18 protein-coding genes are annotated in these 22806 nt (G+C 65.3%); 8 read left to right on the plus strand and 10 right to left on the minus strand.

Annotation, left to right across the window (positions count from 1 at the left end; translation table 11 throughout):
- Positions 1-11 precede the first annotated feature (11 nt).
- Genes GGD62_RS17220 through GGD62_RS17235 form a run of 4 tightly spaced genes read left to right on the plus strand, consistent with a single transcriptional unit; the run spans position 12 to position 3814 of the window.
- Positions 12-971, plus strand: coding sequence for an ABC transporter permease (locus tag GGD62_RS17220; RefSeq protein WP_018316290.1), 960 nt, complete (start codon positions 12-14; stop codon positions 969-971).
- Complete coding sequence (locus GGD62_RS17225) at positions 937-1854, plus strand: ABC transporter permease (RefSeq protein ID WP_018316289.1); 918 nt, start codon at positions 937-939, stop codon at positions 1852-1854. The genes GGD62_RS17220 and GGD62_RS17225 overlap by 35 nt, the downstream gene beginning before the upstream one ends.
- Positions 1854-2849: an ABC transporter ATP-binding protein gene (locus GGD62_RS17230; RefSeq protein WP_183709128.1), complete on the plus strand. Its 996-nt coding sequence runs from the start codon at positions 1854-1856 to the stop codon at positions 2847-2849. The genes GGD62_RS17225 and GGD62_RS17230 overlap by 1 nt, the downstream gene beginning before the upstream one ends.
- On the plus strand, positions 2846-3814 hold the full coding sequence (locus GGD62_RS17235; protein ID WP_018316287.1) for an ABC transporter ATP-binding protein: 969 nt from the start codon (positions 2846-2848) through the stop codon (positions 3812-3814). The genes GGD62_RS17230 and GGD62_RS17235 overlap by 4 nt, the downstream gene beginning before the upstream one ends.
- A gap of 95 nt (positions 3815-3909) precedes the next feature.
- Here GGD62_RS17235 and GGD62_RS17240 read toward each other — a convergent pair whose 3' ends face one another.
- Both GGD62_RS17240 and GGD62_RS17245 read right to left on the minus strand, forming a co-directional pair.
- A complete protein-coding gene (locus tag GGD62_RS17240; RefSeq protein ID WP_183709130.1) occupies positions 3910-4557 on the minus strand; it encodes an HAD family phosphatase in 648 nt (215 codons plus the stop codon).
- Between the two features lie 56 nt (positions 4558-4613).
- Positions 4614-5657: a helix-turn-helix domain-containing protein gene (locus GGD62_RS17245; RefSeq protein WP_183236690.1), complete on the minus strand. Its 1044-nt coding sequence runs from the start codon at positions 5655-5657 to the stop codon at positions 4614-4616.
- Positions 5658-6035: 378 nt separating this feature from the next.
- On the opposite strand from GGD62_RS17245, the gene GGD62_RS17250 reads away from it, so the two are divergent.
- Positions 6036-9221: an autotransporter domain-containing protein gene (locus tag GGD62_RS17250; RefSeq protein WP_183709132.1), complete on the plus strand. Its 3186-nt coding sequence runs from the start codon at positions 6036-6038 to the stop codon at positions 9219-9221.
- Between the two features lie 13 nt (positions 9222-9234).
- On the opposite strand, the gene GGD62_RS17255 is transcribed toward GGD62_RS17250, so the two are convergent.
- Both GGD62_RS17255 and GGD62_RS17260 read right to left on the minus strand, forming a co-directional pair.
- Positions 9235-11139: a sensor domain-containing diguanylate cyclase gene (locus tag GGD62_RS17255; protein ID WP_183709134.1), complete on the minus strand. Its 1905-nt coding sequence runs from the start codon at positions 11137-11139 to the stop codon at positions 9235-9237.
- A gap of 173 nt (positions 11140-11312) precedes the next feature.
- On the minus strand, positions 11313-11534 hold the full coding sequence (locus GGD62_RS17260; protein WP_018316283.1) for a dodecin: 222 nt from the start codon (positions 11532-11534) through the stop codon (positions 11313-11315).
- A 236-nt stretch (positions 11535-11770) separates the two neighbouring features.
- Between GGD62_RS17260 and GGD62_RS17265 the strand changes: the two genes are divergently transcribed.
- Together GGD62_RS17265 and GGD62_RS17270 are read left to right on the plus strand one after the other, a co-directional pair.
- Positions 11771-12772 carry a family 16 glycosylhydrolase gene (locus tag GGD62_RS17265; RefSeq protein WP_183709137.1) on the plus strand — a complete coding sequence of 334 codons (1002 nt, stop codon included), beginning with the start codon at positions 11771-11773 and terminating at the stop codon, positions 12770-12772.
- Positions 12773-12774: 2 nt separating this feature from the next.
- Complete coding sequence (locus GGD62_RS17270) at positions 12775-14244, plus strand: GH1 family beta-glucosidase (RefSeq protein WP_183709139.1); 1470 nt, start codon at positions 12775-12777, stop codon at positions 14242-14244.
- A gap of 9 nt (positions 14245-14253) precedes the next feature.
- On the opposite strand, the gene GGD62_RS17275 is transcribed toward GGD62_RS17270, so the two are convergent.
- From GGD62_RS17275 to GGD62_RS17300, 6 genes are all read right to left on the minus strand, one after another.
- Entirely contained in the window at positions 14254-14811 is a 558-nt protein-coding gene (locus GGD62_RS17275; RefSeq protein WP_018316280.1) for an HNH endonuclease, read from the minus strand.
- A 203-nt stretch (positions 14812-15014) separates the two neighbouring features.
- Positions 15015-15992, minus strand: coding sequence for a peptidyl-alpha-hydroxyglycine alpha-amidating lyase family protein (locus GGD62_RS17280; RefSeq protein ID WP_183709141.1), 978 nt, complete (start codon positions 15990-15992; stop codon positions 15015-15017).
- A 54-nt stretch (positions 15993-16046) separates the two neighbouring features.
- Positions 16047-17810: an NAD(P)/FAD-dependent oxidoreductase gene (locus GGD62_RS17285; protein WP_183709143.1), complete on the minus strand. Its 1764-nt coding sequence runs from the start codon at positions 17808-17810 to the stop codon at positions 16047-16049.
- Between the two features lie 167 nt (positions 17811-17977).
- Complete coding sequence (locus GGD62_RS17290) at positions 17978-19504, minus strand: acyl-CoA synthetase (RefSeq protein WP_183709145.1); 1527 nt, start codon at positions 19502-19504, stop codon at positions 17978-17980.
- 22 nt (positions 19505-19526) lie between these two features.
- Entirely contained in the window at positions 19527-20711 is a 1185-nt protein-coding gene (locus tag GGD62_RS17295) for an ABC transporter substrate-binding protein (RefSeq protein ID WP_183709147.1), read from the minus strand.
- Positions 20712-20746: 35 nt separating this feature from the next.
- Positions 20747-21721: a nitronate monooxygenase family protein gene (locus tag GGD62_RS17300; protein WP_026201640.1), complete on the minus strand. Its 975-nt coding sequence runs from the start codon at positions 21719-21721 to the stop codon at positions 20747-20749.
- A 178-nt stretch (positions 21722-21899) separates the two neighbouring features.
- Between GGD62_RS17300 and GGD62_RS17305 the strand changes: the two genes are divergently transcribed.
- Positions 21900-22787, plus strand: a complete 888-nt coding sequence (locus GGD62_RS17305) for a LysR family transcriptional regulator (protein ID WP_183236682.1) — start codon at positions 21900-21902, stop codon at positions 22785-22787.
- The last annotated feature ends 19 nt before the right edge of the window (positions 22788-22806 follow it).

Here is a 22806-nt window from a genome sequence, read left to right on the forward strand (position 1 = left end):
GGCCTTACCTCATGAGCCAATACGTCCTGCGTCGCCTGATGATCGCGATTCCGAGCCTGCTCGGAATCTCGGTCGTGCTGTTCGTCGTGCTCGCGCTCGCGCCCGGCGATCCTTTCTCCGAGCTGGCGACCAACCCGAACGTGCCGCCCGAGGTACAGGCGGCGCTCCGGGCCAAGTTCGGTCTCGACGATCCGATCCACCTTCGTTACCTGCACTGGCTCAACGCCATGCTGCACGGCGACTGGGGCTTCTCCTTCGTCAGCCGGATGAACGTCGACACGCTCATCCTGCAGCGCCTGCCGGCCACGCTCTACGTGATCGGCTCGGCGCAGATCCTGGCGCTGCTGATCGCGATTCCGGTCGGCGTCTATGCCGCCACCAAGCCCTATTCGCTGTTCGACCAGATCGCCAACACGCTCGCCTTCGTCGGCTTCTCGCTGCCGACCTTCTTCACCGGCATCCTGTTCATCCTGATCTTCTCGGTCACGCTGGACTGGCTGCCGTTCGTCTACACCACCGACATCAAGGGCACCGGCATCCACTGGGTGCTGGAGATGATCCGTCAGGCGATCATGCCGGTGGCGGTGCTCGGCCTGTTCCAGGCGGCGTCGATGACGCGTTTCGTGCGCTCGGCGATGCTGGACGTGATCCGGCTCGACTATGTCACCACCGCCCGTGCCAAGGGGCTCGGGCAGGCCAAGGTCATCGTCAAGCATGTCATGCGCAACGCCATGATTCCGGTCGTGACGTTGATCGCGCTGCAGATGCCCGCGGTGTTCGGCGGCGCCATCGTCACCGAGCAGATCTTCCGCATTCCCGGCATCGGCTCGCTGCTGATCTCCTCGATCCTTTCCAACGACACGCCGGTGGTGATGGCCGTCACCTTCGTCTTCGCGTGTCTGGTCGTGCTGTTCAATCTCATCGCGGACGTGCTTTATGGCTGGCTTGACCCTCGCATCTCCCTCCGCTGAGCGGCGCGTCTACTCGCCCTGGCGCGAGACGTGGCGGCGCTACAGCCGCCACAAGCTTGCCGTGGTCAGCGCGTTCCTGCTGCTCGTTCTGATCCTGGCAGTGGTGCTCGGCCCCTTCATCTGGCGGGTCAAGATCGACGACATCGACATCGTCGCAGGCATGCAGGGGCCTTCGCCGGCGCATCCCTTCGGCACCGACGATCTCGGGCAGGACATCCTCGCCCGCATGATCTATGGCGGGCGCATCTCGCTCGCGGTCGGCCTCGCCGCGATGCTGGTCTCGGTCTTCGTCGGTGTGTTGATCGGCGCGCTCGCCGGCATGTCGCGCGGTGCGCTCGGCCACGGGTTGATGTGGCTGACCGACCTCTTCCTGTCGCTGCCGCAATTGCCGCTGCTGCTGCTGCTGATCTATCTGTTCCGCGACGGTCTGAAGGCCGCGTTCGGTCCGGAGGGCGGCATCTTCATCCTGATCGTGCTCGTGATCGGCGGCCTGCGCTGGATGCCGGTGGCGCGGCTCGTGCGCGCCCAGTTCCTGTCGATCCGCGAGAAGGAATTCGTCGAGGCCGCGCGGGCGCTCGGGGCGAGCCCGGTGCGGCAGGTGGTGCGTCACATCCTGCCCAATGCGCTCGGTCCGGTGATCATCGCCGGCACCATCGACGTCGCCGCCGCGATCATCGCGGAATCGACGCTGTCCTTCCTCGGCCTCGGCTTCCCGCCCGACACGCCGACCTGGGGCCGGCTGCTGTATGATGCCAAGGACTTTCTCGACATCGGCCCGCACTGGGCGCTGTTCCCGGGCGGCGCGATCTTCATCGCGGTGGTCGCCATCAACTTCATCGGCGACGGCCTGCGTGACGCGCTCGATGCGCGACGGGTGATCTGATGGCGCCGCTGCTCGAGATCAAGGGACTGAAGACCCACTTCTCCACGGACGACGGCATCCTCCAGGCCGTCGACGGCGTCGACATCTCCATCAACCGGGGCGAGACGCTCTGCGTGGTCGGCGAATCCGGCTGCGGCAAGACCGTCACCGCGATGTCGATCCTGAAGCTGATCGCGATGCCGCCGGGCCGCATCGCGGCGGGTCAGATCATCTTCGAGGGGCGCGATCTCGTGCCGCTGACCAGCAACGAGCTCGACGAGATCAGGGCCAAGGAGATCGGCTTCATCTTCCAGGAGCCGATGACCTCGCTCAACCCGGTGCTCACCGTCGGCGAGCAGATCGCCGAAAGCCTGCGCCGCCACGAGGCCGTGACCAGGAAGCAGGCGCTCGATCGCACCATCGAGATGCTGAAGCTGGTGCAGATCCCCAACGCCGAGGGCCGGGTGCACAACTACCCGCACCAGTTCTCCGGCGGCATGCGCCAGCGCGTGATGATCGCGATGGCGCTCGCCTGCAAGCCGAAGCTGATCATCGCCGACGAGCCCACTACTGCGCTCGACGTGACCATCCAGGCCCAGATCCTGGACCTGCTCCAGGACATGAAGGAGCGCTTCGGCATGGCGGTGATGCTGATCACCCATGCCATGGGCGTCGTCGCCGAAACCGCGCAGCGCGTCGTCGTGATGTATGCCGGCAAGGTGATCGAGGAAGCGCTCGTCGATGATCTGTTCGGCCATCCCGGCCATCCCTATACGCAAGGGCTGATCCGCTCGATCCCGCGCATCGACCTCGACAGCGAGCACAAGACGCGGCTCGAGGCGATCGGCGGCTCGGTGCCGATCCTGATCAATCCGCCGGTCGGCTGCCGCTTTGCGCCGCGCTGCAAGTTCGCCATGAACGTCTGCACCGAGAAGGAGCCGCTGCTGCGCGAGATCGCACCCGGCCATCGCATGGCCTGTCATCTCGGCGATACAAATCTGGGAGGCGCGGCATGAGCGAACCCTTGCTGCAAGTCTCCAACCTGAAGAAGCATTTCCCCGTGCTCGGCGGCCTGCTGTCGCGCCAGGTCGGGACCGTCTATGCGGTCGACGGCGTGTCGTTCTCGGTCAATCGCGGCGAGACGCTCGGTCTCGTCGGCGAATCCGGTTGCGGCAAGTCGACCACGGGACGCTGCGTGCTGCGCCTGATCGAGCCGACCGACGGCGAGGTCACATTCGACGGCCAGGACGTGCGCAGCCTTGGCGGCAACGATCTGCGCGCGATGCGGCGCAACATGCAGCTGGTGTTCCAGGATCCGTTCGCCTCGCTCAATCCGCGCATGACGGTCGGCGCGATCCTCGGCGAGGCCTTCACCATCCATAACCTTGCGACCTCCGCCAAGGAGCGCGAGGAGCGCGTCGCGGGCCTGCTGGTCAAGGTCGGGCTCAAGGCCGAGCACATGCGGCGCTATCCGCACGAATTCTCCGGCGGCCAGCGCCAGCGCATCGTGATCGCGCGCGCGCTCGCGGTCGAGCCGAAGCTGATCGTCTGCGACGAGCCGGTCTCGGCGCTCGACGTGTCGATCCAGGCCCAGGTCATCAATCTGCTGGAAGACCTCCAGGCCGAGTTGAACCTCACCTATCTCTTCGTCGCGCACGACCTCTCGGTGGTCGAGCACATCTCCGACCGCGTCGCGGTGATGTATCTCGGCCGGATCGTCGAGCTGGCGAAAGCAAGCGATCTCTACCGCAACCCGCAGCATCCCTACACCAGGGCGTTGCTGTCGGCGGTGCCGGTGCCCGATCCAAAGCTCAAGCGCGAGCGCATCCGCCTCAAGGGCGACGTGCCGAGCCCGATGAAGCCGCCGTCGGGCTGTCACTTCCACACCCGCTGCCCGATCGCCCAGCCGCGCTGCGCGGAAAGCGCGCCCGTGCTGAAGGAAGGGGCGGGCGGGCATTTCGTGGCGTGTCATCTGGCGTAGTGCGATGAACACGTAGGGTGGGCAAAGCGAAGCGTGCCCACGATTCTGAAGACGTGGGCACGGCGCTGTCGCGCCTTTGCCCACCCTACGCACATTCATCCGAGAAGCAGGCCGTGCTCCGACAAAGCCTGCCTGAATGTATCCACGGACGTGTGCTGATGCGCGAACAGGCCCGCCTCTCGCGCGCCGGCGACGTTGGCTGCGAGATCGTCGACGAACAGGACGGTCTGCGGCCTCACCCCGAGCTCCGCGAGGCAGAGGCGATAGCAGTGCGGGTCCGGCTTCGCCGTCTTGAGCTGGGCCGAGGTGTAGATCCGGGCGCCGAACAGCGGGCGCAATTCCGGCAGCAGCTTGTCGATGTGGTCGGCAACCAGCGTGGTATTGTTGGTCAGGACGGCGATATCGACGGTGTTTCGCAGGCTGCCGGCAACGTCCAGCATCGCGCGATCGGCCTGCATCGAACGACGCCGGGCTTCCACCCACTCATCGAGCGAGAGGGGATAGCCGATGCGTTCGCCGAAACCTCGCAGATAGTCGGCGGCCTCGAGTGCGCCGGAGTCGCCGAGCAGCTCGAATCCGCTGTCCCAGATCGCGTTGTGGACGGCTTCGCTGCTGGTCCCCGCGAGCTCTGCCAGATAGGCGACGCGCGTCGCCCTGTCGTAGTCGCAGAGGACATTGTCCATGTCGAAGAGGACGAGCTTGATGGCATCAGTCACGGCGACGCTCGCGCATTGGCCGAACATCCGGCCCTAGCGTGAGTCATATCCCGCCGGAACGCGGGCGACAAATCAGGTGCTGGCTAGGGCTGCGATGCGCGCCGCCGCGCCAGTTGATGCAGCACCGTGTCGACGGCCGGCACCGCTCCGGTCTCGCGCAGCCACGTGTCGGCCAATTCCCTCAATTCGCCCGGCGTCAGGCCGAACTTGCGACGGAACGCGCGGATGAAGGTGGAATCGCTGCTGAAGCGCATGTCGACGGCGAGCTCGATCAGACGGCCGTCCTGCGCGGATGGCGATATCAAGCGCCGAAACGCGAGATTGAGCCGTTGCTCCCGCACATAATGCGCAAGCCCGCCCTCGGCCTCGAACAGCCGGTAGAGGGTCGCGCGCGAGATCTGGAAGTGGCGGCAGAGCTCTTCGCTGGTGAGCGCATCGGTTTCGAGATTGTTCGCGATGCGGCGCTTGATCATCGTGAGGTAGAGGTGCCGCTCGGCGCGCTCGAGGCCCGCGACGATCTCGGCCGTCCCGCCGGCGGCGGCCGCCACGAGATCGGCGATCGCCTCGACCGTGGCTTCGGCATGGCCGGTCGCGGTGTCCGTCCCGGGCTCGGACGGCAGGGCAAGCGCGGCATAGTGGCTGGCGAGCAGGCGTGCATGAGGGTGATCCGACGGCAGCAGGGTTGCCGTCGCCGCGTCCGGATGGGCGAGCCGAGGCGCCAAAATCGCGCGTTGCAGCACGATCGACATCAGATGGGTGCGGCTGCCAGCGGCGCGCAGCGCGGTCCGGTTTGGCTGCGCCATGTCGATCAGAACGATGTCGCCGGGCCGCAGCGCGACCTCGCGCCGGCCCGAGCTGAACTGCATCTCGCCCTCGACGCAGAGGGTGATCTGAAAATGATCCATGACGCCGCGGGCGACGTGCGCGGGCGTGCGGTCATAGTCCTGGTCGGTGGCACGCGTGTCGATCAGCAGGGCGTTGCGGGTCATCCTCGTCACCGTAGTGACATGGAAGTCGTCCTCCGCGGTGCGCGGAATGACCTCACAAATGTCGACCGTCATGGCCCGCAACTGCGCGAGCGCCTCCGGACCGCGCCCGGGAATGTCCGCCGCCGTGCTTCCGTTCAACGCAGTCCCGTCCACATCCCCTCGCGATGCGGAAGACCGCATGCAACTGATTTCTCGAGATCGGCGGCAAGCCAATGTCGGGTCTGGATGTAGCCATTCGGAAATCGGTGCGCAAGCGAGGTCGAGATAGATTGTGCGATTGTGTATTTGCAACCACCGGGAGATTTGCTTGGATTTTGTCGCGCTGAGACGCTGGGCACATCATCCGGTCTGCCGTCCTGTTAGAGATTCTCCCGTCTCTGGAATGCGAGCGCGCCATGCGGGGCTGCGCCGTCGGAATGGGGTTGTCGCGTGGGGTCAATGGGAATTGAGGGCGCTGGGCGTCGGCAACGACGTCCGCGCGGCTGCCGTCGTCGCCGGACAGTGCGAGCTTGCGGGATGTTCGTCATCCTGGTCCTGCCGTATCTCGGCTCGACCACCGCCAGCCGGGCGCAGATCGACAATTACGGCATCTGGACCGGACTCAACAGCACGCCGGGGCAGGTGATCGAATTCAGCACGCTGAGCAACGCTCCGATCGGGTCCCCGATCGGAACGAGCATATATCCTCACAGCGCGGTGCTTTCGGCCGATGGCCGCTTCGCCTATGTCGTTGCCATGTCCGGCGCGGTGGAGGTCATCGACGTCGTCGGCCGGACGGTCGTCGCGACTATACCCGTCCCCGGATCGTCGGCAGGATTGGCGCTCAGCCCGGACGGCGCGAGCCTCTACGTGACCTCCTCCTTTCACAATTCGGTCACGGTGATTTCGACCGCGACCAATCTCGCGGTCGGCTCATCCATCGCGGTGGGAGTAACCCCTTACGGCGTCGTCGTTTCGCCGGACGGGACCCGGGTGTACGTCGCCAACCAGGGCTCCTCAAACATTTCAATCATCGACGCCGCGTCGAAAACCGTCATCGGCACGGTCGCGGCGGGAAGCTCCCCTTCCGGCATCACGATGTCTCCGGACGGAAGCCGCATCTACGTGGCCAATCAAGGTGGTGGCGTCACGGTGATCGATGCGGCGGCGCAATCGGTGGTTACGACGGTTCCGGTGTCCGGAGCCCCCCTGAGTGTCGCGGCCAGCCCGGATGGATCGCGGATCTATGTGACGACGCAGTCCAACCAGGTCGTGGTGATCAATGCCCTGACGAACACCATCACGGCAAGCGTGACCCTGCCCGGCGGCCTGTCCGGCAACAGCATCGGAGTGACCGTGACGCCCGACGGCAGCCGGGCTTACATCACGTCTCCCCTCGGGTTTTTCGTGATGGATACGGCCACCAACACGCTCCTGCCCTTCGTCACCGTGCCGATCGTGGACAACGGCAATGCCGGGACCGCCTTCATCGGGCCGAACGTCATCGTTGCGGCGGGAGGGGCGGTCTCAGCGGGCAGCGATGCCGCGCTCACGGCACTGGCCTTCGGGCAATACGTCAATTTCAACGGCGGTGCGCTGCGTTTCACGAGTGCTTTCAACACCGCACGGACGATCTCGCTGCTGGCCGGCGGCGGCACGATCGACACCAACGGCTTCAATGCGACGTTGTCAGGACAGATCATCAACACGGGAGCCCTGACCAAGACGGGTTTGGGCACGCTGACGCTGACCGGCGTCAACAGCTACAGCGGAGGCACCTTCGTCAATGGTGGCACGCTGGCCCTGAGCGGCGCCGGCACGCTGGGCGACGCCGGCGGGACGACCACGGTCAACAGCGGTGCCACGCTCGATCTGGGCGGCACGACGCAGACCCAGGGCGCGGTCGGACTCAACGGCGGCACGATTCGCAACGGCAATCTGAATGCGCCCATTATATCCGCCGGCGGCGTCCTCAATGGCGTCAGTGGGACCGCGAGCCTGACGACCACGGCCGGCTTCACCATGCTGCTCGGCAACAACGGCTACACCGGAGCCACGGCCGTGAATGGCGGTGTGCTCGACGTCGAAGGAACGATCACCGGCACCTCTTCAGTCACCGTGAATGCCGGTGGCGTGCTGATGGGATCGGGCACGATCAATCCGCTGTTGGTGGCGATCGCCGGCGGCGGCACGTTCGCGCCCGGCAACGGCACGCCCGGCAGCGTCACGAGCATCGTCGGCGATCTCGCCCTGCAATCGGGCGCGATCTATCAGGTCCAGGTCAATCCGTCGACGGCGTCCCATGCGAACGTCACGGGCAGTGCGACGCTGAGCGGGGCTACCGTGAGCGCGGTGTTTGCAGCCGGCAGCTATATCGAGAAGAAATACACCATCCTCAGCGCGGGCGGCGGCCTCTCCGGCAGCTTTGCCTCGGCCGTTGCCAGCAGCAATCTCCCGGCGAACTTCAAGACCGATCTCAGCTACGACGCAAACAATGCCTATCTCAACCTGTCGCTCGCCTTCGTCCCGCCGCCGAATTCCGGCCTGAACGGCAATCAGCAGGCGGTGGCGAATGCACTGGTCCATTCCTTCGACGTCAATGGTGGCATTCCGCTGGTCTACGGTCGCATGACAGTGGCCGGGTTGACCCAAGCCTCGGGCGAACAGGGCACGGCCGCGCAGCAGACGACGATCAGCGCAATGAGCCAGTTCATGGGCCTGCTCACGGGTCCCTTCGCGCAACGGGAAGGAGGCTCGAGCCCGGCAAATGGTACGGCCGGATTTGTCGACGACGTTCAAGCGAGCGCCTATGCCGCACGCCGGCCCACCGACGCGTTCGCCATGTTGGCCAAGACGCCGGCGCAGGGATCTGCACAGCGATGGAGCGTGTGGGCTGCCGGCTTCGGTGGATCGCAATCGACCGACGGCCGTACGACGGATGGTTCGAACGACATGACGAGCCGCATCGCCGGCACGGCGGTCGGCGCGGACTATTGGCTCGCGCCGAACACGAAGCTCGGCTTCGCGCTTGCCGGCGGTGGCACCAGCTTCGGCGTGAACGGTCTCGGCTCCGGTCGCTCCGACCTGTTCCAGGCCGGCGCCTATCTTTACCACGCCAACGGCGCGGCCTACCTCTCCGCCGCGCTGGCCTATGGCTGGCAGAACATCACCACCGATCGCACCGTGACGGTCGCCGGCACAGACCGCCTGCGCGCCGCATTCGACGCCAATGCGTATTCCGGTCGTCTCGAAGGCGGCTACCGCCTGGTCGGGACATGGATCGGCGGGATCGGCCTCACGCCTTATGGGGCGATGCAGTTCACGACGCTCGACCGGCCAGCCTATGCCGAACACGTCGTCTCCGGTTCATCGGCATTCGCCTTGAACTACGCCGCGAAGAGCGTGACCGACAGCCGCAGCGAGCTCGGCCTGCGTACCGACAAGTCGTTCGCCACGCTGGCCGGCGTGTTGGCACTGCGCGGCCGTGTCGCCTGGGCGCATGATTTCAATCCCGATCGTGCGGCCGCCGCAACCTTTCAGGCTTTGCCGGTCGCAAGCTTCGTCGTCAACGGCGCAGCGCAGGCCCGCGACGCCGCGCTCACGACGGCATCGGTCGAGATGAAATGGCTGAACGGCTGGTCGGCGGCGGCCACGTTCGAAGGCGAGTTCTCCAGCGTCACCCGCAGCTACGCCGGCAAGGGCAGCGTTCGCTACAATTGGTGAGCGGTGGGTCCCGTCACGCGGTCTTCGCGGGCCAGGGCACGACCTGTCCGGACATCACCAGCCGATCGCGGCCGCTGTCCTTCGCGGCATAGAGCGCACGATCAGCCGCGGCGACCAGCGTGCTGAAGTCCGTGGAGGTCAGGGACGGAACCCCGGTTGCGGCGCCGACGCTTACCGTGACCAGCCGGGAGGGCGGATTTTGCGCATGCAGCATGGCAAGATCGTGCAGCGCCTGGCGGACCGCTTCTGCGACCTCCACGCAGCCATCCGGGCCGGTGTTCGGCAACAACACGGCGAATTCCTCGCCGCCGTAGCGCGCCGCGAGGTCGGCGGGGCGCCTGGCCTGGCCGGACAGGATCCGGCCCAGCGCGCGCAGACACCCGTCGCCCGCCAGATGCCCGTAATGGTCGTTGAATTTCTTGAAATGATCGACGTCGATCAGCAGGAGCGAAAGCTGCGTGCCGTCGCGCCGGGCGCGCGCCCATTCCTCAGTGAGGCGTTCGTCGAATGCGCGCCGGTTGGCAAGGCCGGTGAGGCCGTCGGTCCTCGCAAGCGAAGCGAGCTTGTCCTGAAGATCCTTCTGCTCGGTTATGTCGCGCACGACCGCGACGACGCCGTCGATCGCGCCACTGTCCGATGCCACCGTCACGTGCAGCGCCGCCTCCGCCCAGATCTCCCCTTTTTCGCGATGACGCTGGCGATAGACGAACCGCGCTTCCTCGGCCTCGCCGTTCTTCAGTGCCGTGATGGCCTGCTCGACCCGTTCCATGTCGTCGGCGTGAATGCCGGCCAGGGCCGACGAGTTCAGCAGTTCCTCGGCGGTCCAGCCGGTGATGCGCACGCATGACGGAGAGACGTAGAGCAGCCGGTTATCCAGCCCGATCCGGGTCACCATGTCGCTGGATTGCTCGGCCAGCAGGCGGAAATTGGCCTCCTTGGCGACCAGGGCCTGCGCCATGCGCTGCCGCTGCCAAAGCTGACGGACCAGGTAGGAGCCGATCACCGCGATCAGCAGGACGAGGCCGACGACGAAGGTGATGCGCGTGGCGGCGGCGCGTCGCCAGGGAGCCAGCACGTCGTCCCGGGACTTGCTCGCCAGCACCATCAGGGGATAGCGGCTGCTGCGCTGGTAGTAGCTCAGGCGCTGCACGCCATCGAGCGGCGACTTGAAATAATAGACCGCTTCGGCGGGGCGGCTTTGCCAGCTTTTGAACAAGGGCGCATTGGACAGGTCGCGTCCAACGAAGGCGCCGCTCTCGTCTCGGCTGCGTGCCAGCATGATGCCGCCATTGTTGAGCAGCGATACCGAGCCGTTCGGCCCGATGTCGAACCGCTCGTAGAATTTGACGAAATAGCTGACGTCGATCGTGAGCAGGGCAACGCCGGCGAAGCCGCCGTCGTGATCGTTGATCCGACGGGACGCCGTGATGATCCACTGGCCCCCGGAGCGGCTCTTGACGGGCGGTCCGATCAGCGTGCCCGTTGCCGGGGAGTCGCGATGGCGCTGGAAATATTCCCGGTCGCTGTTGTTGAGCTTGGAGAAGTCGAGGCGCTCTGTCGTGGCAAGCCACCGGCCTGTCGCGTCATAGACGAAGATGCCGCGAATGCGATCCGATGATTTGCGTGTCGGCAGATAGGCCTGGAGCTTTGTGATGGTGTCGGGGCCGGTTCCGTCGAGTTCGAGCCGGTGGACCAGCCCGACCAGGAGCGTATCGGCAAGCTCGAACGTATCGTCCGCGTGCTGGATCAGAGAATGTGCGAGGTTGGCGACGTCGATCTCGGCGTTCCTGAGGTCGACATTGCGAGCCTCCCATTCGCGCCAGGCGCTCAAGCCGAGGATCGTCACGCAAATCAGCGCAACGAAGCCCGCCGCCCAGAGCGGAAGACGCGCCTTGCCGAGTTCGCGGCTGGTGACCATCGGGCTTGCTCCAAATTGGGGCAAACCTCTCACTTTCGCCTTAACGGCCTATTGCAAAATCCGCGATGATTGTGCGGGGTCCGTAATCAACCGGAAGGATTGCCGATGTCGTCAGGGCGCGTCGGCGGAGCCACGCTGCCGCAGTACGACAGTTCCGTCCGCTGCCCGCCGCGTCATCCCTCCAGCGTGAAGCCGACGCGCAGCGTCACCTGATAATGGCGCACGGCGCCGTTCTCGATGTGGCCGCGCGTCTGCACCACCTCGAACCATTTCATTTCGCGGATGGTCTTGGACGCGCGGCTGATCGCGTTCTTGATCGCGTCCTCGATCGAGGTTTCGGACGATCCGACGAGGTCCAGGATCTTGTAGACATGATCACTCTCGGTTGCGGCCATGGGTCTTCCCTTGTCTCATCTTGCAGCGGACAAACGCGCTCGATGGAACGTGCATGCGAGCGCATGGCGTTGACTCTGAACGGGCGTGGACGCTTCCGGTTCCCAGCGCCCGATGGCCCCGGAGCGGAGGCGAGAAATGGTTTTCAAATCGCCCGCCGGCGCTGGATGCCGCGGTTGCCCGCGCGAAGACGGATGAGCTAACCTCTGCGCATGTCGTGGCAGCTTCGAGTGCGGTGATGATCGACCGTTGGACGAGGGGCACCCTGGTTGCGATCGGCCTCGGCGTGCTGCCCGCGCCTTGTATGGCGCAGGATGAGCTCGATGGCGCGCCGGCGAGCATGTCGCTGCAGGTCACGACCGATCCTTCCACCATCGCGTGTCGCCGGCTCGATACGGTCAATCCGGCTTCGCTGGTGTTCCTGCCGCTGCGCCGGACTTTCAGCGAGGATTTCGACGAGCATCCGCTGTCGACGGGACGTTGGGTCCCGCATTATGCCGGCGGCGCGGCGTGGCCGGAGGCGCGATATTGGGGTGGCGACGGCTCCGACTTCAAGCGCAAGACCAGCGCCAATGGCGAGCAGCAGATCTACGTCGACCCGCGCTATGCGGGCCGCGCGGCCGCGCCGCTCGGGCTCGATCCGTTCAGGGTGAAGGACGGCGTGCTATCGATCATCGCCAGCCGCACCCCGCCGGAATTGAAGCCGGTGCTGTTCAACAACGAGTACATCTCGGGCATCCTGACGACCCAGGGCACATTCGCCCAGAAGCACGGCTATTTCGAAATTCGCGCCAAGGTGCCGGTCGGCCACGCAGTGTGGCCGGCGTTCTGGATGCTGGCGGACGACGGCGGCTGGCCGCCGGAGGTCGACGTGCTGGAAGGCCGCGGCGAACGGCCGGGAGATCTGGTGATGACGACGCATTGGCGGATCCCCTCGACCCAGAAGATCCAGTCCTGCGGCTTCGATTTCGCGGTCGGCGACGCCTCGAGCGTATTCCACAATTACGGTGTGCTGTGGCAGGAGGATCGGCTGGTCTATTTCATCGACCGCAGGCCGGTCTCCGACATCAAGGTGCCGATCGGCTTCGATGATCCCATGTACATGATCGTCAATCTGGCGATCGGGTCGAAGTTTTTTCCGGGTGTCAGTCAGGTCGATGCGGAATCGCCAGCGAGTGTCGCGTTCGAGATCGACCGGATTTCCGTCTATCAGATCGATCTGGAGCTGGCACGGAGATAGCGATGCCAGCCGATGTCTCGCGGCGCCGTTTTGCCAAGCTCACGGGCCTCGCGGCGCTGGGCGTAGCCGCAGGTGTCCGGGCCGCGGAGAATGAAAAGTCCGCATCGACCGACCGCCACCTGCCGGCGCCGTTCCCGAAGGATTTTTTGTGGGGCACGGCGACCTCGTCCTACCAGATCGAAGGCGCGGTCGATGAGGACGGTCGCGGAAAGTCGATCTGGGACATCTTCAGCCACATCCCCGGCAACATCGAGGACGGCTCGACCGGCGACCGCGCCAACGAGCACTATCACCGCTACAAGGAGGACGTCGCGCTGATCAAGGCGCTCGGCGTCAAGACCTACCGTTTCTCGATCGCGTGGCCGCGCGTGTTTCCGGAAGGTTTTGGCCAGCCCAACCCCAAGGGGCTCGATTTCTACGACCGTCTCGTCGACGAACTGCTCGCGAACGGCATCGAGCCTTACGCGACGCTCTATCATTGGGACCTGCCGCAGGCGCTCCAGGACCGCGTCGGCGGCTGGTCGTCGAGCGACACCTCGAAGGCTTTTGCCGATTACGCTGCGCATGTCGCCGCGCGTCTGACCGATCGGGTGAAGAATATCTTCACCGTGAACGAGGTCGGGCGTTTCGTGAATTTCGGCTATGGCTGGGGCATCGATGCGCCCGGTCTCAAGCTGCCGACCGCGCAGCTCAATCAGGCGCGCCATCACGTCGCCTTGGCGCACGGGCTTGCCGTGCAGGCGATCCGCGCCTCCGGCCGCGCCGGCACCCGCGTCGGCCCGGCCGAGAACATCGCCGCCTGCGTACCGGCGATCGCGACGCCGGAAAACATCCACGCCGCCGAGATCGCGACGCGCGAGCTCAACGCCGGCTTCCTCGGCGTGGTGCTGGAGGGCAAATACACCGAGGGCTTTTTGGCCTATGCCGGCGCGGATGCACCGAAATTCACCGCCGAGCAACTGAAGATCATCGGCGCGCCGAACGATTTCGTCGGCCTCAACATTTACGCGCCGCAATATTACGTCACGGCTTCCGATCGCGCGCCCGGCTTCCACGTGCTGCCATTCCCCACCTCGTTCCCGCACATGAATTCGGAATGGCTGCGGATCGGCCCCGAAGTGATCTACTGGGCGCCGCGCCTTGCGGCAAAGATCTGGAACATCGAGAATATCTATATCAGCGAGAACGGCACCTCGTCCGAGGACAAGATCGCTGCCGACGGCCAGGTCTACGACCTCGACCGCATCATGTTCCTGCGCAACTATCTGTCCCAGATGCAGCGCGCGACCGCCGAGCGCGTGCCGATCCGCGGCTACTTCCTCTGGAGCCTGATGGACAATTTCGAGTGGATCTTCGGCTACGGCAAGCGCTTCGGCCTCTACCGGGTCGATTTCGAGACCCAGGCAAGGCTGCCGAAGCTGAGCGCAGCGTTCTATCGCGACGTGGTGGCACGGAATGCGATCGGGGCGTGAGACCACACCCTACGGATCCAGCTCCGTATCCCAGTACAGATAGTCGAGCCAACTATCGTGCAGATAGTTCGGCGGGAACAGGCGGCCGTTGCGGTGAAGCTGGTGCACGGTCGGGGCGAAGGCGTGCTGGCGCGGAAACATTTTTGCCTGCACCGGCGTGAGATTACCCTTGCGCAGGTTACACGGCGAGCATGCCGCGACCACGTTCTCCCAGGTGGTCTGGCCGCCTTTGCTGCGCGGGATGATGTGATCGAAGGTCAAGTCTTCGGGCGAGCCGCAATACTGGCAGGCGAAACGGTCGCGCAGGAAGACGTTGAACCGGGTGAAGGCCGGATGGGTGGTCGGCTTGACGAAGGATTTGAGCGAGACGACGCTCGGCAGCTGCATTTGCAGCGTAGGGCTATGAACCGCCTGATCGTAATGTGCGACGATGTTGACGCGATCGAGGAACACCGCCTTGATCGCGTCCTGCCACGACCAAAGAGACAGCGGGTAGTAACTCAGCGGCCGGAAGTCCGCATTCAGCACCAACACCGGCCAACTGCCTTGCGAGACATGTGCGTTCAAGTAACGCTCCCGGCCTCCAATATACGCTGCGAAGCAGCATGTACTGACATACTACATGCAGCGTGACGGGATTGTGAAGCCCGTTGAGCGACTTATTCAGGTGCAAGCAATGCGGCGCCGGGGTGGCGAGAGCGCTCAAAAAGCCGCGTTTTGGGCAGGTAAGCGGCTGGCTAGGAACCGCCGTGACCAGCGGCTCGTGGAAGCTACTCCCGTACCCGCTCCAGCTTCTGCAAGCACCGCATCGCGCGCACCGCCGCCGGCATCTCCTCGTCGGGAAAGCTGGTGTCCCAGTTGGTCACGCCGACCTCGCCGACATAGATGTCGCCCCTGGAATCCAGCGCGATGCCGTGGGGCGCCAGGAACTTTCCGCTCGCAACACCCGGCCCTTCCTCACCGCCGAGGCGCGCGATGCGCGTGCCCTTGGCGTCCACGATCGACAGCCGCGGGCCGAGATTGGGCACATTGCGGTTGATGGCGAGGCCCGGGCCGAGCTCGCCGATCACGAAGGTCGGGCTTTTGCCCCCACCGCAGCAGCACAGCGCGCAGGGGCGGTGAAGGTTGTTCCACTGCGTCTCGTATTTGCCCTCGCCATCGAACACCTGCACCCGGTGGTTCTCGCGGTCGGCCACATAGACCCAGCCGTCGGCATCGGTGGCAATATTGTGCACGATGTTGAACTGGCCGGGATCCGTGCCCGGCTCGCCCCAGCTCTTGAGCAGCTTGCCGTCCGGCGTGAACTTGTGCACGCGCGCATTGCCATAGCCGTCGGAGACGTAGATCTCGCCCTTCGGCGACAGCGCGGTGTGGGTGCAGCGACGGAAGGGCTCGCCGCTCATGAACGGCGTCGGCTTCTCGGGGATGCCGATCGTCAGCAGCACCTTGCCATCCGTGGTGCATTTGCGCACGGTGTGGTCGCCGTCATCGGTGCAGTAGAGATTGTCGTCGGCGTCGATATGCAGCCCGTGTGCGCGCGAGAACAGCCCTTCGCCCCAACTGCGCAGGAAATTGCCCTCGCGGTCGAGCACCACCATCGGGTGGGCGCCGCGGTTGAAGACGTAGACACGATCCTTGCTGTCGACCGCGACGGAGGCGACGTCGGTGAGCTGCCAGCCGTCGGGCAGTTTCGCGAAATTGTCGACGATGCGGTAGCGGTGCTCGCCGCTGCCGAGGATGGCTGGCATTGATCTCTCCTCTTGTCATTCCGGGCTCGCGCTACGCGCGCCCCGGAATGACGGCTATATTCGCCCCAAGATCCCTTCCTCGATCGCCTTGATCTGCAGCGCGAGATATTTCGAGTTGATCCGGCATTGGGCGAGGCTGCCGGCGATGAACCAGAGCCCGGGCTGCCTGGTGCGCGCGTACATGTTGCGCAGCTCAAGACCATCGCCAAAGCCCCAGATCGGCCCGACGCGGTCGGCGATGGCCTCGCCGAACAGTTTTCGCACCAGATATTCCTGCGGCTTGTAGCCGGTCGAGAGCACGATGAGATCGGCGGGAAGGAGCGTGCCGTCCTTCATCCGTGCGCCCTCCTCGACGAAGCCCTCGATGTCGGCAAACTGCCTGAGCTTGATCGCGCCCTCGACGACCAGGTTGGAGCAGCCGACGTTGAAATAATACCCGCCGCCGCGGGTGAGGTATTTGAACTGCCAACCGGTGCCGGCCTCGCCGAAGTCGAGCTTGAAGCCGACGTGGGAGAGGCCGTCCAGCAGCTCCTTGTCGAGCTGCTTCGACTGCTCGGTCAGCATCATGTGCGTCTTCTTCGCGAGCGGCGTCGGCATCGAGGCCGCGATCAAATCATTGTCCTCGAGCGTGCCTTCGTTGTAAGTCGCATAAGCGAGCTGTGCTGAGGGTTCGATATTGGTGACCAGCGTCGGCGAACGCTGCACCAGCGTCACCTCGGCGCCGCTGGAATGAAGGTCCTGCGCGATGTCGTGGCCGCTGTTGCCGGTGCCGATGACGATCGCGCGCTTGCCGGTCCAGCTCTCGCCATCCTCGTAGCGGCTGGAATGCAGCAGCGTTCCCTTGAAATTGTCGAGCGTCGGAATGGCAGGAATATTGGGGATGCCGCTGACGCCGGTCGCCATGATTACATGACGCGGATGCATGGTCCGCTTGCTGCCGTCGGTGCGGCGCAGTGTGACCGTCCAGCGTCCCTTCGCCTCGTCATAGGCGCCGCCTGCGAATTCGGTGCCGGTCCAGAAGTTCAGCTCCATGGCATCGACGTAGGCCTCGAACCAGTTGGCGAGCTTGTCCTTGGGGATATAGACCGGCCAGTTCGGCGGGAACGGCATGTAGGGCAGGTGATTGACCTGCACCTGGTTGTGCAGGGTGAGCGCATGATAACGCTTGCGCCAATTGTCGCCGATCCTCATCTCGCGATCGACGATCAGCGCGTCGACCTTGAGCTGCTTCAGCCGTGCTGCGATCGCGAGCCCGGCCTGGCCGCCGCCGACCACCAGCACGGCCGGATCGCGATCGGCGTAGTCGCGCGAGGCGTTGCGCAAATCGAGCCAGTTCGGCCCGCGGAAATCGCGGGAATAAGCCTGGCCGCGCGGTCGCGATGTGCCGAGCCGCTCCTCGAATCCTTTGAGCTCGTCAAGGGCGGTGAGCAGCGTCCACGCCTTCAGGCGGTCGCCGTCAGCGCTGTCGGGAATGAGCCGCAGGATACCGCTGCCACGCCCGGTCGCGGTTTCGAAATCGAAGATCGCTTCGATGTTATTGGTACCGGCGCGTGTCACCCAGCGCGGCGGCGCGCGGTTCGGCGCGATCTTGAAGTTGGTCGGTGCCGCCTTGGGCGCGAGCGCGGTCAGCGCTTGCGCAATCGTCTCGTGGCCGGCGATCGTTTGCAGGTTCCAGCTCAGCGCCAGCACGTCGCGCCAGAAGCTGTCGGCGAGGAAGAGGCGGTCCAGCGTGGCGGGATCGGGCCTGCCCAGCGCGCGCTCGAATTCATCGAGCCAGGCCTGGGCGCAGGCGGATAGATCCTTGATCTTGTCGAGCATGCGCGACCTCTTGGCCGTCTTTCGCGGCGTTTCCTCTGAGATCGAACGCTATACGGTTTCCTCGCCCGCCAAAAGCTGCCGACCCGAGCGAGGCAGGCATGCAGCCCTGCTCGGGCGGAATATGGCCTGGCCTTCCACTCGCGCGCGGGACGCCGGCCGGTGAAGGTTTAAGCGCCGCCCGGACCGCGGCCGGTCCAATAGGGATCGCGCAGCTTGCGTTTGAAGATCTTTCCGGTCGCCTCCCGGGGCAGCGCATCCAGGAACCGGATCTCCTTCGGCACCTTGAAGTTCGCCAGCCGCTCGCGCAGAAAAGCCTGCACTGCGGCGGCCGAGAGCTGCTCGCCGGTGTCGGGCTCGATGCAGGCACAGAGCCGCTCGCCATATTCCGGGTCGGGAATGCCGAACACGGCGCAATCGCGCACGCCGGGCATGCCGATCAGCACGTTCTCGATCTCGGCGGGATAGATGTTGACGCCGCCCGATATCACCATGTCGCGCTTGCGGTCGCACAGGAACAGATAGCCGTCCTCGTCGAGATAGCCGACGTCGCCGACGCTGACGAGGCCGTCGCGCCCCGCCTCGGCGCGCGCCTGCGCCTTGCCGTGATAATCGAAATCGGGCACCGCCGTCTGACGCATGTAGATTTCGCCGACCTCGTCGGCGTTGCACGGGCTGCCGTCGTCGCGGAAGATCCTGACGATGCCGCCTTCGATGGCGCGGCCGACGGTGCCGGGCTTCTTCAGCGCCTCCTCGGCAGAGTGCCACACCGGGATCCCGGTCTCGGTCGAGCCGAAATACTCGTTGATGACCGGCCCCCACCAATCGATCATCGCCTTCTTCACCTCGGGCGGGCAGGGCGCAGCGCCGTGCACGACGAAGCGCAGCGACGACAGGTCGTAGCGCCGCCTGACGGTCTCGGGCAGCCGCAGCAGCCGCACGAACATGGTGGGGACCATGTGGATGTGCGTCACGCGGTGACACTCGATCAGCGCCAGCAGCTCCTCCGCATCGAACCGCGGCTGGAGGATGATGGTACAGCCATTGCGGAATGCCATCATGCCGTAGGAATGCGGCGCCGAGTGATACATCGGCCCGTTGATCAGCACGATTTGGTTGTCCCGCGGCTTGATGCCATAGGCGATGGCGCCGACGCGTTCGGAGGCGGCCGCCTGCTCGGGCTGCATCGGCATGCGCCGCACGCCCTTAGGCATGCCCGTGGTTCCCGACGTGTAGATCATTGCCGCGGCCCGGCGCGGCGGTTCCTGAGCTTCCACTTGGCCGTCGCGCCAGCGGTCCCAATCGGTCAGTCCGGCGGGGATTTGCGTCAGCGCGGCGGGCACGGCGAACGTTGTCGCCAGTTCGGGCGGCGTCTGGACCACAAGAAGACGGACGTCCTCCGGCACGCCGTCACGAATCTGCGGCAGCAGGTCGGCGTGGCAGACCAGGATCTTCGCGCCGCTGTCGGTCAGGATGTAGCGGACCTCCTCGGCCTTGAGATGCCAGTTGATCGGCACCACCGGGCTGCCGAGGGCGGCAGAGGCAGCAACCACCTCGAACAGGGCGAAGTCGTTGCGCAGCATCATCGCAACCGGCGCGGCCTCGGCAAGGCCCAGGGCGCGGAATCCGCTTGCCGCCCGCCTGATGCGTGACTGGATCTCGTCATAGCTGATCCGGCGCTCGTCGCTGATGATCATGGCGTGTCCTTCCCGCGCGAGCCTAACGATCGTCCAGCACGTCGCCGAAGCCGACCCAGCTCTTGCCGTTGAAGCGGCGGAGCTGAAGCTGCTGGAACGGCAGATAATCGTCGGGACCGGTCGTAACCGATATTCCTGGTAGCAGCAGCGGCAGGTTCACCTCCTTCAGCGAGGCCGCCTGGCGCATGATGTTGTCGCGGCTGACATCATCCTTGCACGCCTTCAGCACCGTCATCAGCAGCGTCGCATAATGATAGCCGGCCGCGTAGTTGGAGTTGGAAAGGTCGGCGTTCGGCATGTATTGCTTCATGAAGGCAAAGTACTCCTTCACGCCGGGATCGTTGGCCCATTGCGGGTCCATCGTGTCCTTCTGGTTGCTCGACGAGATCAGGCCGACCGCGTTGTCGAGCCCGGCGGGCTCCAGGAACGAAATCGACGAAGCCGAGGTCGGCACGAAGAACAGCTCGGGCTTCCAGCCGATCTCGGCCACGCCCTTGACCATCTGCGAGGTGAACTTTCCGAGCACGACGCCGAACAGCACGTTGGCGCCCGAGGCCTTCAGGGTCGAGAGCTGCGAGCTGATCGTCGGCGCGCTGGTCTCGTAGGTCTGCTCGGCGATGATCATGCCGGCCGCCTTGGCTCCGAGCGCGCGCTTGAAGCCTGCGACATAGTCGCGACCGAAATCGTCGTTCTGCGCCAGGATCGCGATCCTGGCGTCGGGCTTGGTCTGCAGAATGTATTTGGCATAGACCACGCCCTCGGATTCGTAGGCCGCCATCCCCGGCATCGTCCATGGATTCTTCTGCGGCTCGGCCCATTTTGTGGCGCCCGAGAGTACGAACAGCTGCGGCACCTTCTTGGCGTTGAGATAGCGCTGCACGGCGCTGTTGGTGGCGGTGCCGAGCGAGCCGAACATCATCAGCACCTCGTCCTGCTCGACCAGCTTGCGGGTCTGCTCGACCGTCTTCGGCGGCGAATAGGCGTCGTCCAGCGTGATGAACTTGACCTTGCGGCCGCTGATGCCGCCTTCGGCATTGATCTTCTCGAAGAACGCTTCCTGTGTCCGCCCGATCGCGCCGAAGCCGGAGGCCGGGCCGCTATAGGGCAAGGTCTGCCCGATGCGGATCTCGGCGCTGCCCTCGGCGTGGGCGCTGGCGGCGCCGAGCGTCAGCAACGACATGCCGATCAATGCGGCTGCGAGCTTCATGGTGTCCTCCCGTTTTTTCTTGTCAGTCCGAGACGTCAGGCGCTGGCGCGGAGCAGGAAATCCTGGCGGGCCTGATCGAACTCCGCCTTCATCCGGTCGACCAGGTCGGCCACGGGCGGCGCGTCGGTGATCTGGCCGATGCCCTGGCCCGAACCCCAGATGTCGCGCCAGGCCTTTGATTTCGTGTTGCCGCCGGAGCCGAAATTCATCTTCGTCTTGTCGGCCACCGGCAGATTGTCCGGATCGAGTCCCGCGGCGGCGATGGAGGGGCCGAGATAGTTGCCGTGCACGCCGGTGAACAGGTTGGTGTAGACGATGTCGTGCGCGGCATGCTGCGTCAGCGCGGCCTTGTAGGCTTCGTCGGCGTTGGCTTCCCTGGTCGCGATGAAGCGCGTGCCGATATAGGCGAGGTCGGCGCCCAGCGTCAGCGCGGAGGCGATGCCGAAGCCGTCGCTGATCGCGCCTGACAGCAGGATCGTGCCCTTGAACCATTGCTTGACCTCGCGCACCAGCGCGAAGGGCGACAGCGTTCCGGCATGCCCGCCGGCGCCCGCGCAGACCAGGATCAGGCCGTCGACGCCGTGCTCAGCCGCTTTCCGCGCATGCTTGACGTTGATGACGTCGTGGAACACCAGCCCGCCGTAGGAATGCGCGGCCTCGACGATCTCCGCCGGCGGCCGCAGCGAGGTGATGATGATGGGGACGCGATGTTTCACGCAGGTCTCCATGTCCTTCATCAGGCGGTCGTTGGAGGCGTGGCAAATCTGGTTGACCGCGTAGGGCGCGACCTTCCTGCCCGGATTGAGCGATTTGTATTGGCCGAGCTCGTCCTCGATGCGGCTCAGCCATTCGTCGAGCTTCTCGACCGGACGGGCATTGAGCGCCGGAAACGAGCCGACGACGCCCGCCTTGCACTGGGCGATCACCAGCTCTGGTCCGGAGACGATGAAGAGCGGCGAGCCCACCACGGGCAGCGCGAGCGAATCCTTCAAGAGAGCGGGCAGCGCCATCATGTCCTCCCCGAAAACGCGGCTCCGCCGGCGGGCGGATGACGAGGCGTTTCCCTGTTGATTGTCGCGCGGGCGATTGCCGCCCGTGTTGCGGGTTTGAACCCACTATAAGGTTGGACGGCGCGCTCCGATCGTTCAATAATGAACGGACAGTCATTCAGATATGAACGGAGGCCGATTGGACTGGGATCTCTGCAAGACCTTCGTCGCGGTCGCCGATACCGGAAGCTTCACCGCCGCCGCCCGCCGGCTCCGCACCAGCCATCCCACCGTCAGCCGCGAGATCGCGGCGCTGGAAGCTCAGCTCGGCACCAGACTGGTGGCGCGCGCCGCCGACGGCCTGGCGCTGACCGCGGACGGACGGACATTGCGCGAGCACGCCGAGGCCATGGCGGCGGCGGCGTTGCGGGCCGAGACCGCGGTTGCGGCCGGAGGACACAAGGCACGCGGCATCGTCAAGCTTTCGATCGGCGCGACGCTGGCCTCGCATTGGCTGATGCCGCGCCTGCCTGCCTTCCTGCGTGCGCATGACCATGTCCAGCTCGAGATCATCACCCACCCGTTTCCGGCGAGTGTGCGACGGCGTGAGGCGGACGTGGTGCTGCGGCCTTTCGACAGCGGCGAGGAAAACCTGGTCGGCCGCAAGATCGGCCGCCTTGGCACCGGATTCTATGCCTCGCGCGATTATGCCGCGGGGCGCTCCTTGCCCGAACGGCGCGGCGAGTGGAAGGAGCATAGCGTCGTCGGCTTCGCCGACCAGGCGTCCAACGCGCAGCTTGCGCGCTGGAGCGACGTCGTCACCCGGCAGGCCAGGGTGGTGATGCGCTGCTCTTCCCAGGGCGACATGCTGGCAGCGGTCCGCGCCGGGATTGGGATCTCGGCGCTCTCCTGCTTCGTCGCGGAAAGCTATCCCGACCTCGTGCGCGTCGCCCCGCAAAAGCTCGCCAGCGTGGCGGACCTGTGGCTGCTTGCCCATCCCGACCTCGTCGAGCTTCCGGCGGTGCGCGCCGTCGTGGATTTCGTCGCCGAATGCGCCCGGGCCGACCGCGCGAGGCTGCGGGGCTAGGCATGATCCGGAAAAGTGC

This window comes from Bradyrhizobium sp. ERR14 (assembly GCF_014198235.1).
In the GTDB taxonomy this organism is placed as follows: Bacteria; Pseudomonadota; Alphaproteobacteria; order Rhizobiales; family Xanthobacteraceae; genus Bradyrhizobium.

Excerpts from the sequence above, each read along its gene's own strand:
- GGD62_RS17235 (WP_018316287.1), top strand. The coding sequence starts at position 2,846 with ATGAGCGAACCCTTGCTGCAAGTCTCCAACCTGAAGAAGCATTTCCCC.
- GGD62_RS17265 (WP_183709137.1), top strand. The coding sequence starts at position 11,771 with ATGATCGACCGTTGGACGAGGGGCACCCTGGTTGCGATCGGCCTCGGC.
- GGD62_RS17240 (WP_183709130.1), bottom strand. The coding sequence starts at position 4,557 with ATGTTCGGCCAATGCGCGAGCGTCGCCGTGACTGATGCCATCAAGCTC.
- GGD62_RS17225 (WP_018316289.1), top strand. The coding sequence starts at position 937 with ATGGCTGGCTTGACCCTCGCATCTCCCTCCGCTGAGCGGCGCGTCTAC.
- GGD62_RS17260 (WP_018316283.1), bottom strand. The coding sequence starts at position 11,534 with ATGGCCGCAACCGAGAGTGATCATGTCTACAAGATCCTGGACCTCGTC.
- GGD62_RS17295 (WP_183709147.1), bottom strand. The coding sequence starts at position 20,711 with ATGAAGCTCGCAGCCGCATTGATCGGCATGTCGTTGCTGACGCTCGGC.
- GGD62_RS17300 (WP_026201640.1), bottom strand. The coding sequence starts at position 21,721 with ATGGCGCTGCCCGCTCTCTTGAAGGATTCGCTCGCGCTGCCCGTGGTG.
- GGD62_RS17270 (WP_183709139.1), top strand. The coding sequence starts at position 12,775 with ATGCCAGCCGATGTCTCGCGGCGCCGTTTTGCCAAGCTCACGGGCCTC.
- GGD62_RS17255 (WP_183709134.1), bottom strand. The coding sequence starts at position 11,139 with ATGGTCACCAGCCGCGAACTCGGCAAGGCGCGTCTTCCGCTCTGGGCG.
- GGD62_RS17230 (WP_183709128.1), top strand. The coding sequence starts at position 1,854 with ATGGCGCCGCTGCTCGAGATCAAGGGACTGAAGACCCACTTCTCCACG.
- GGD62_RS17280 (WP_183709141.1), bottom strand. The coding sequence starts at position 15,992 with ATGCCAGCCATCCTCGGCAGCGGCGAGCACCGCTACCGCATCGTCGAC.
- GGD62_RS17290 (WP_183709145.1), bottom strand. The coding sequence starts at position 19,504 with ATGATCATCAGCGACGAGCGCCGGATCAGCTATGACGAGATCCAGTCA.
- GGD62_RS17250 (WP_183709132.1), top strand. The coding sequence starts at position 6,036 with ATGTTCGTCATCCTGGTCCTGCCGTATCTCGGCTCGACCACCGCCAGC.
- GGD62_RS17220 (WP_018316290.1), top strand. The coding sequence starts at position 12 with ATGAGCCAATACGTCCTGCGTCGCCTGATGATCGCGATTCCGAGCCTG.
- GGD62_RS17285 (WP_183709143.1), bottom strand. The coding sequence starts at position 17,810 with ATGCTCGACAAGATCAAGGATCTATCCGCCTGCGCCCAGGCCTGGCTC.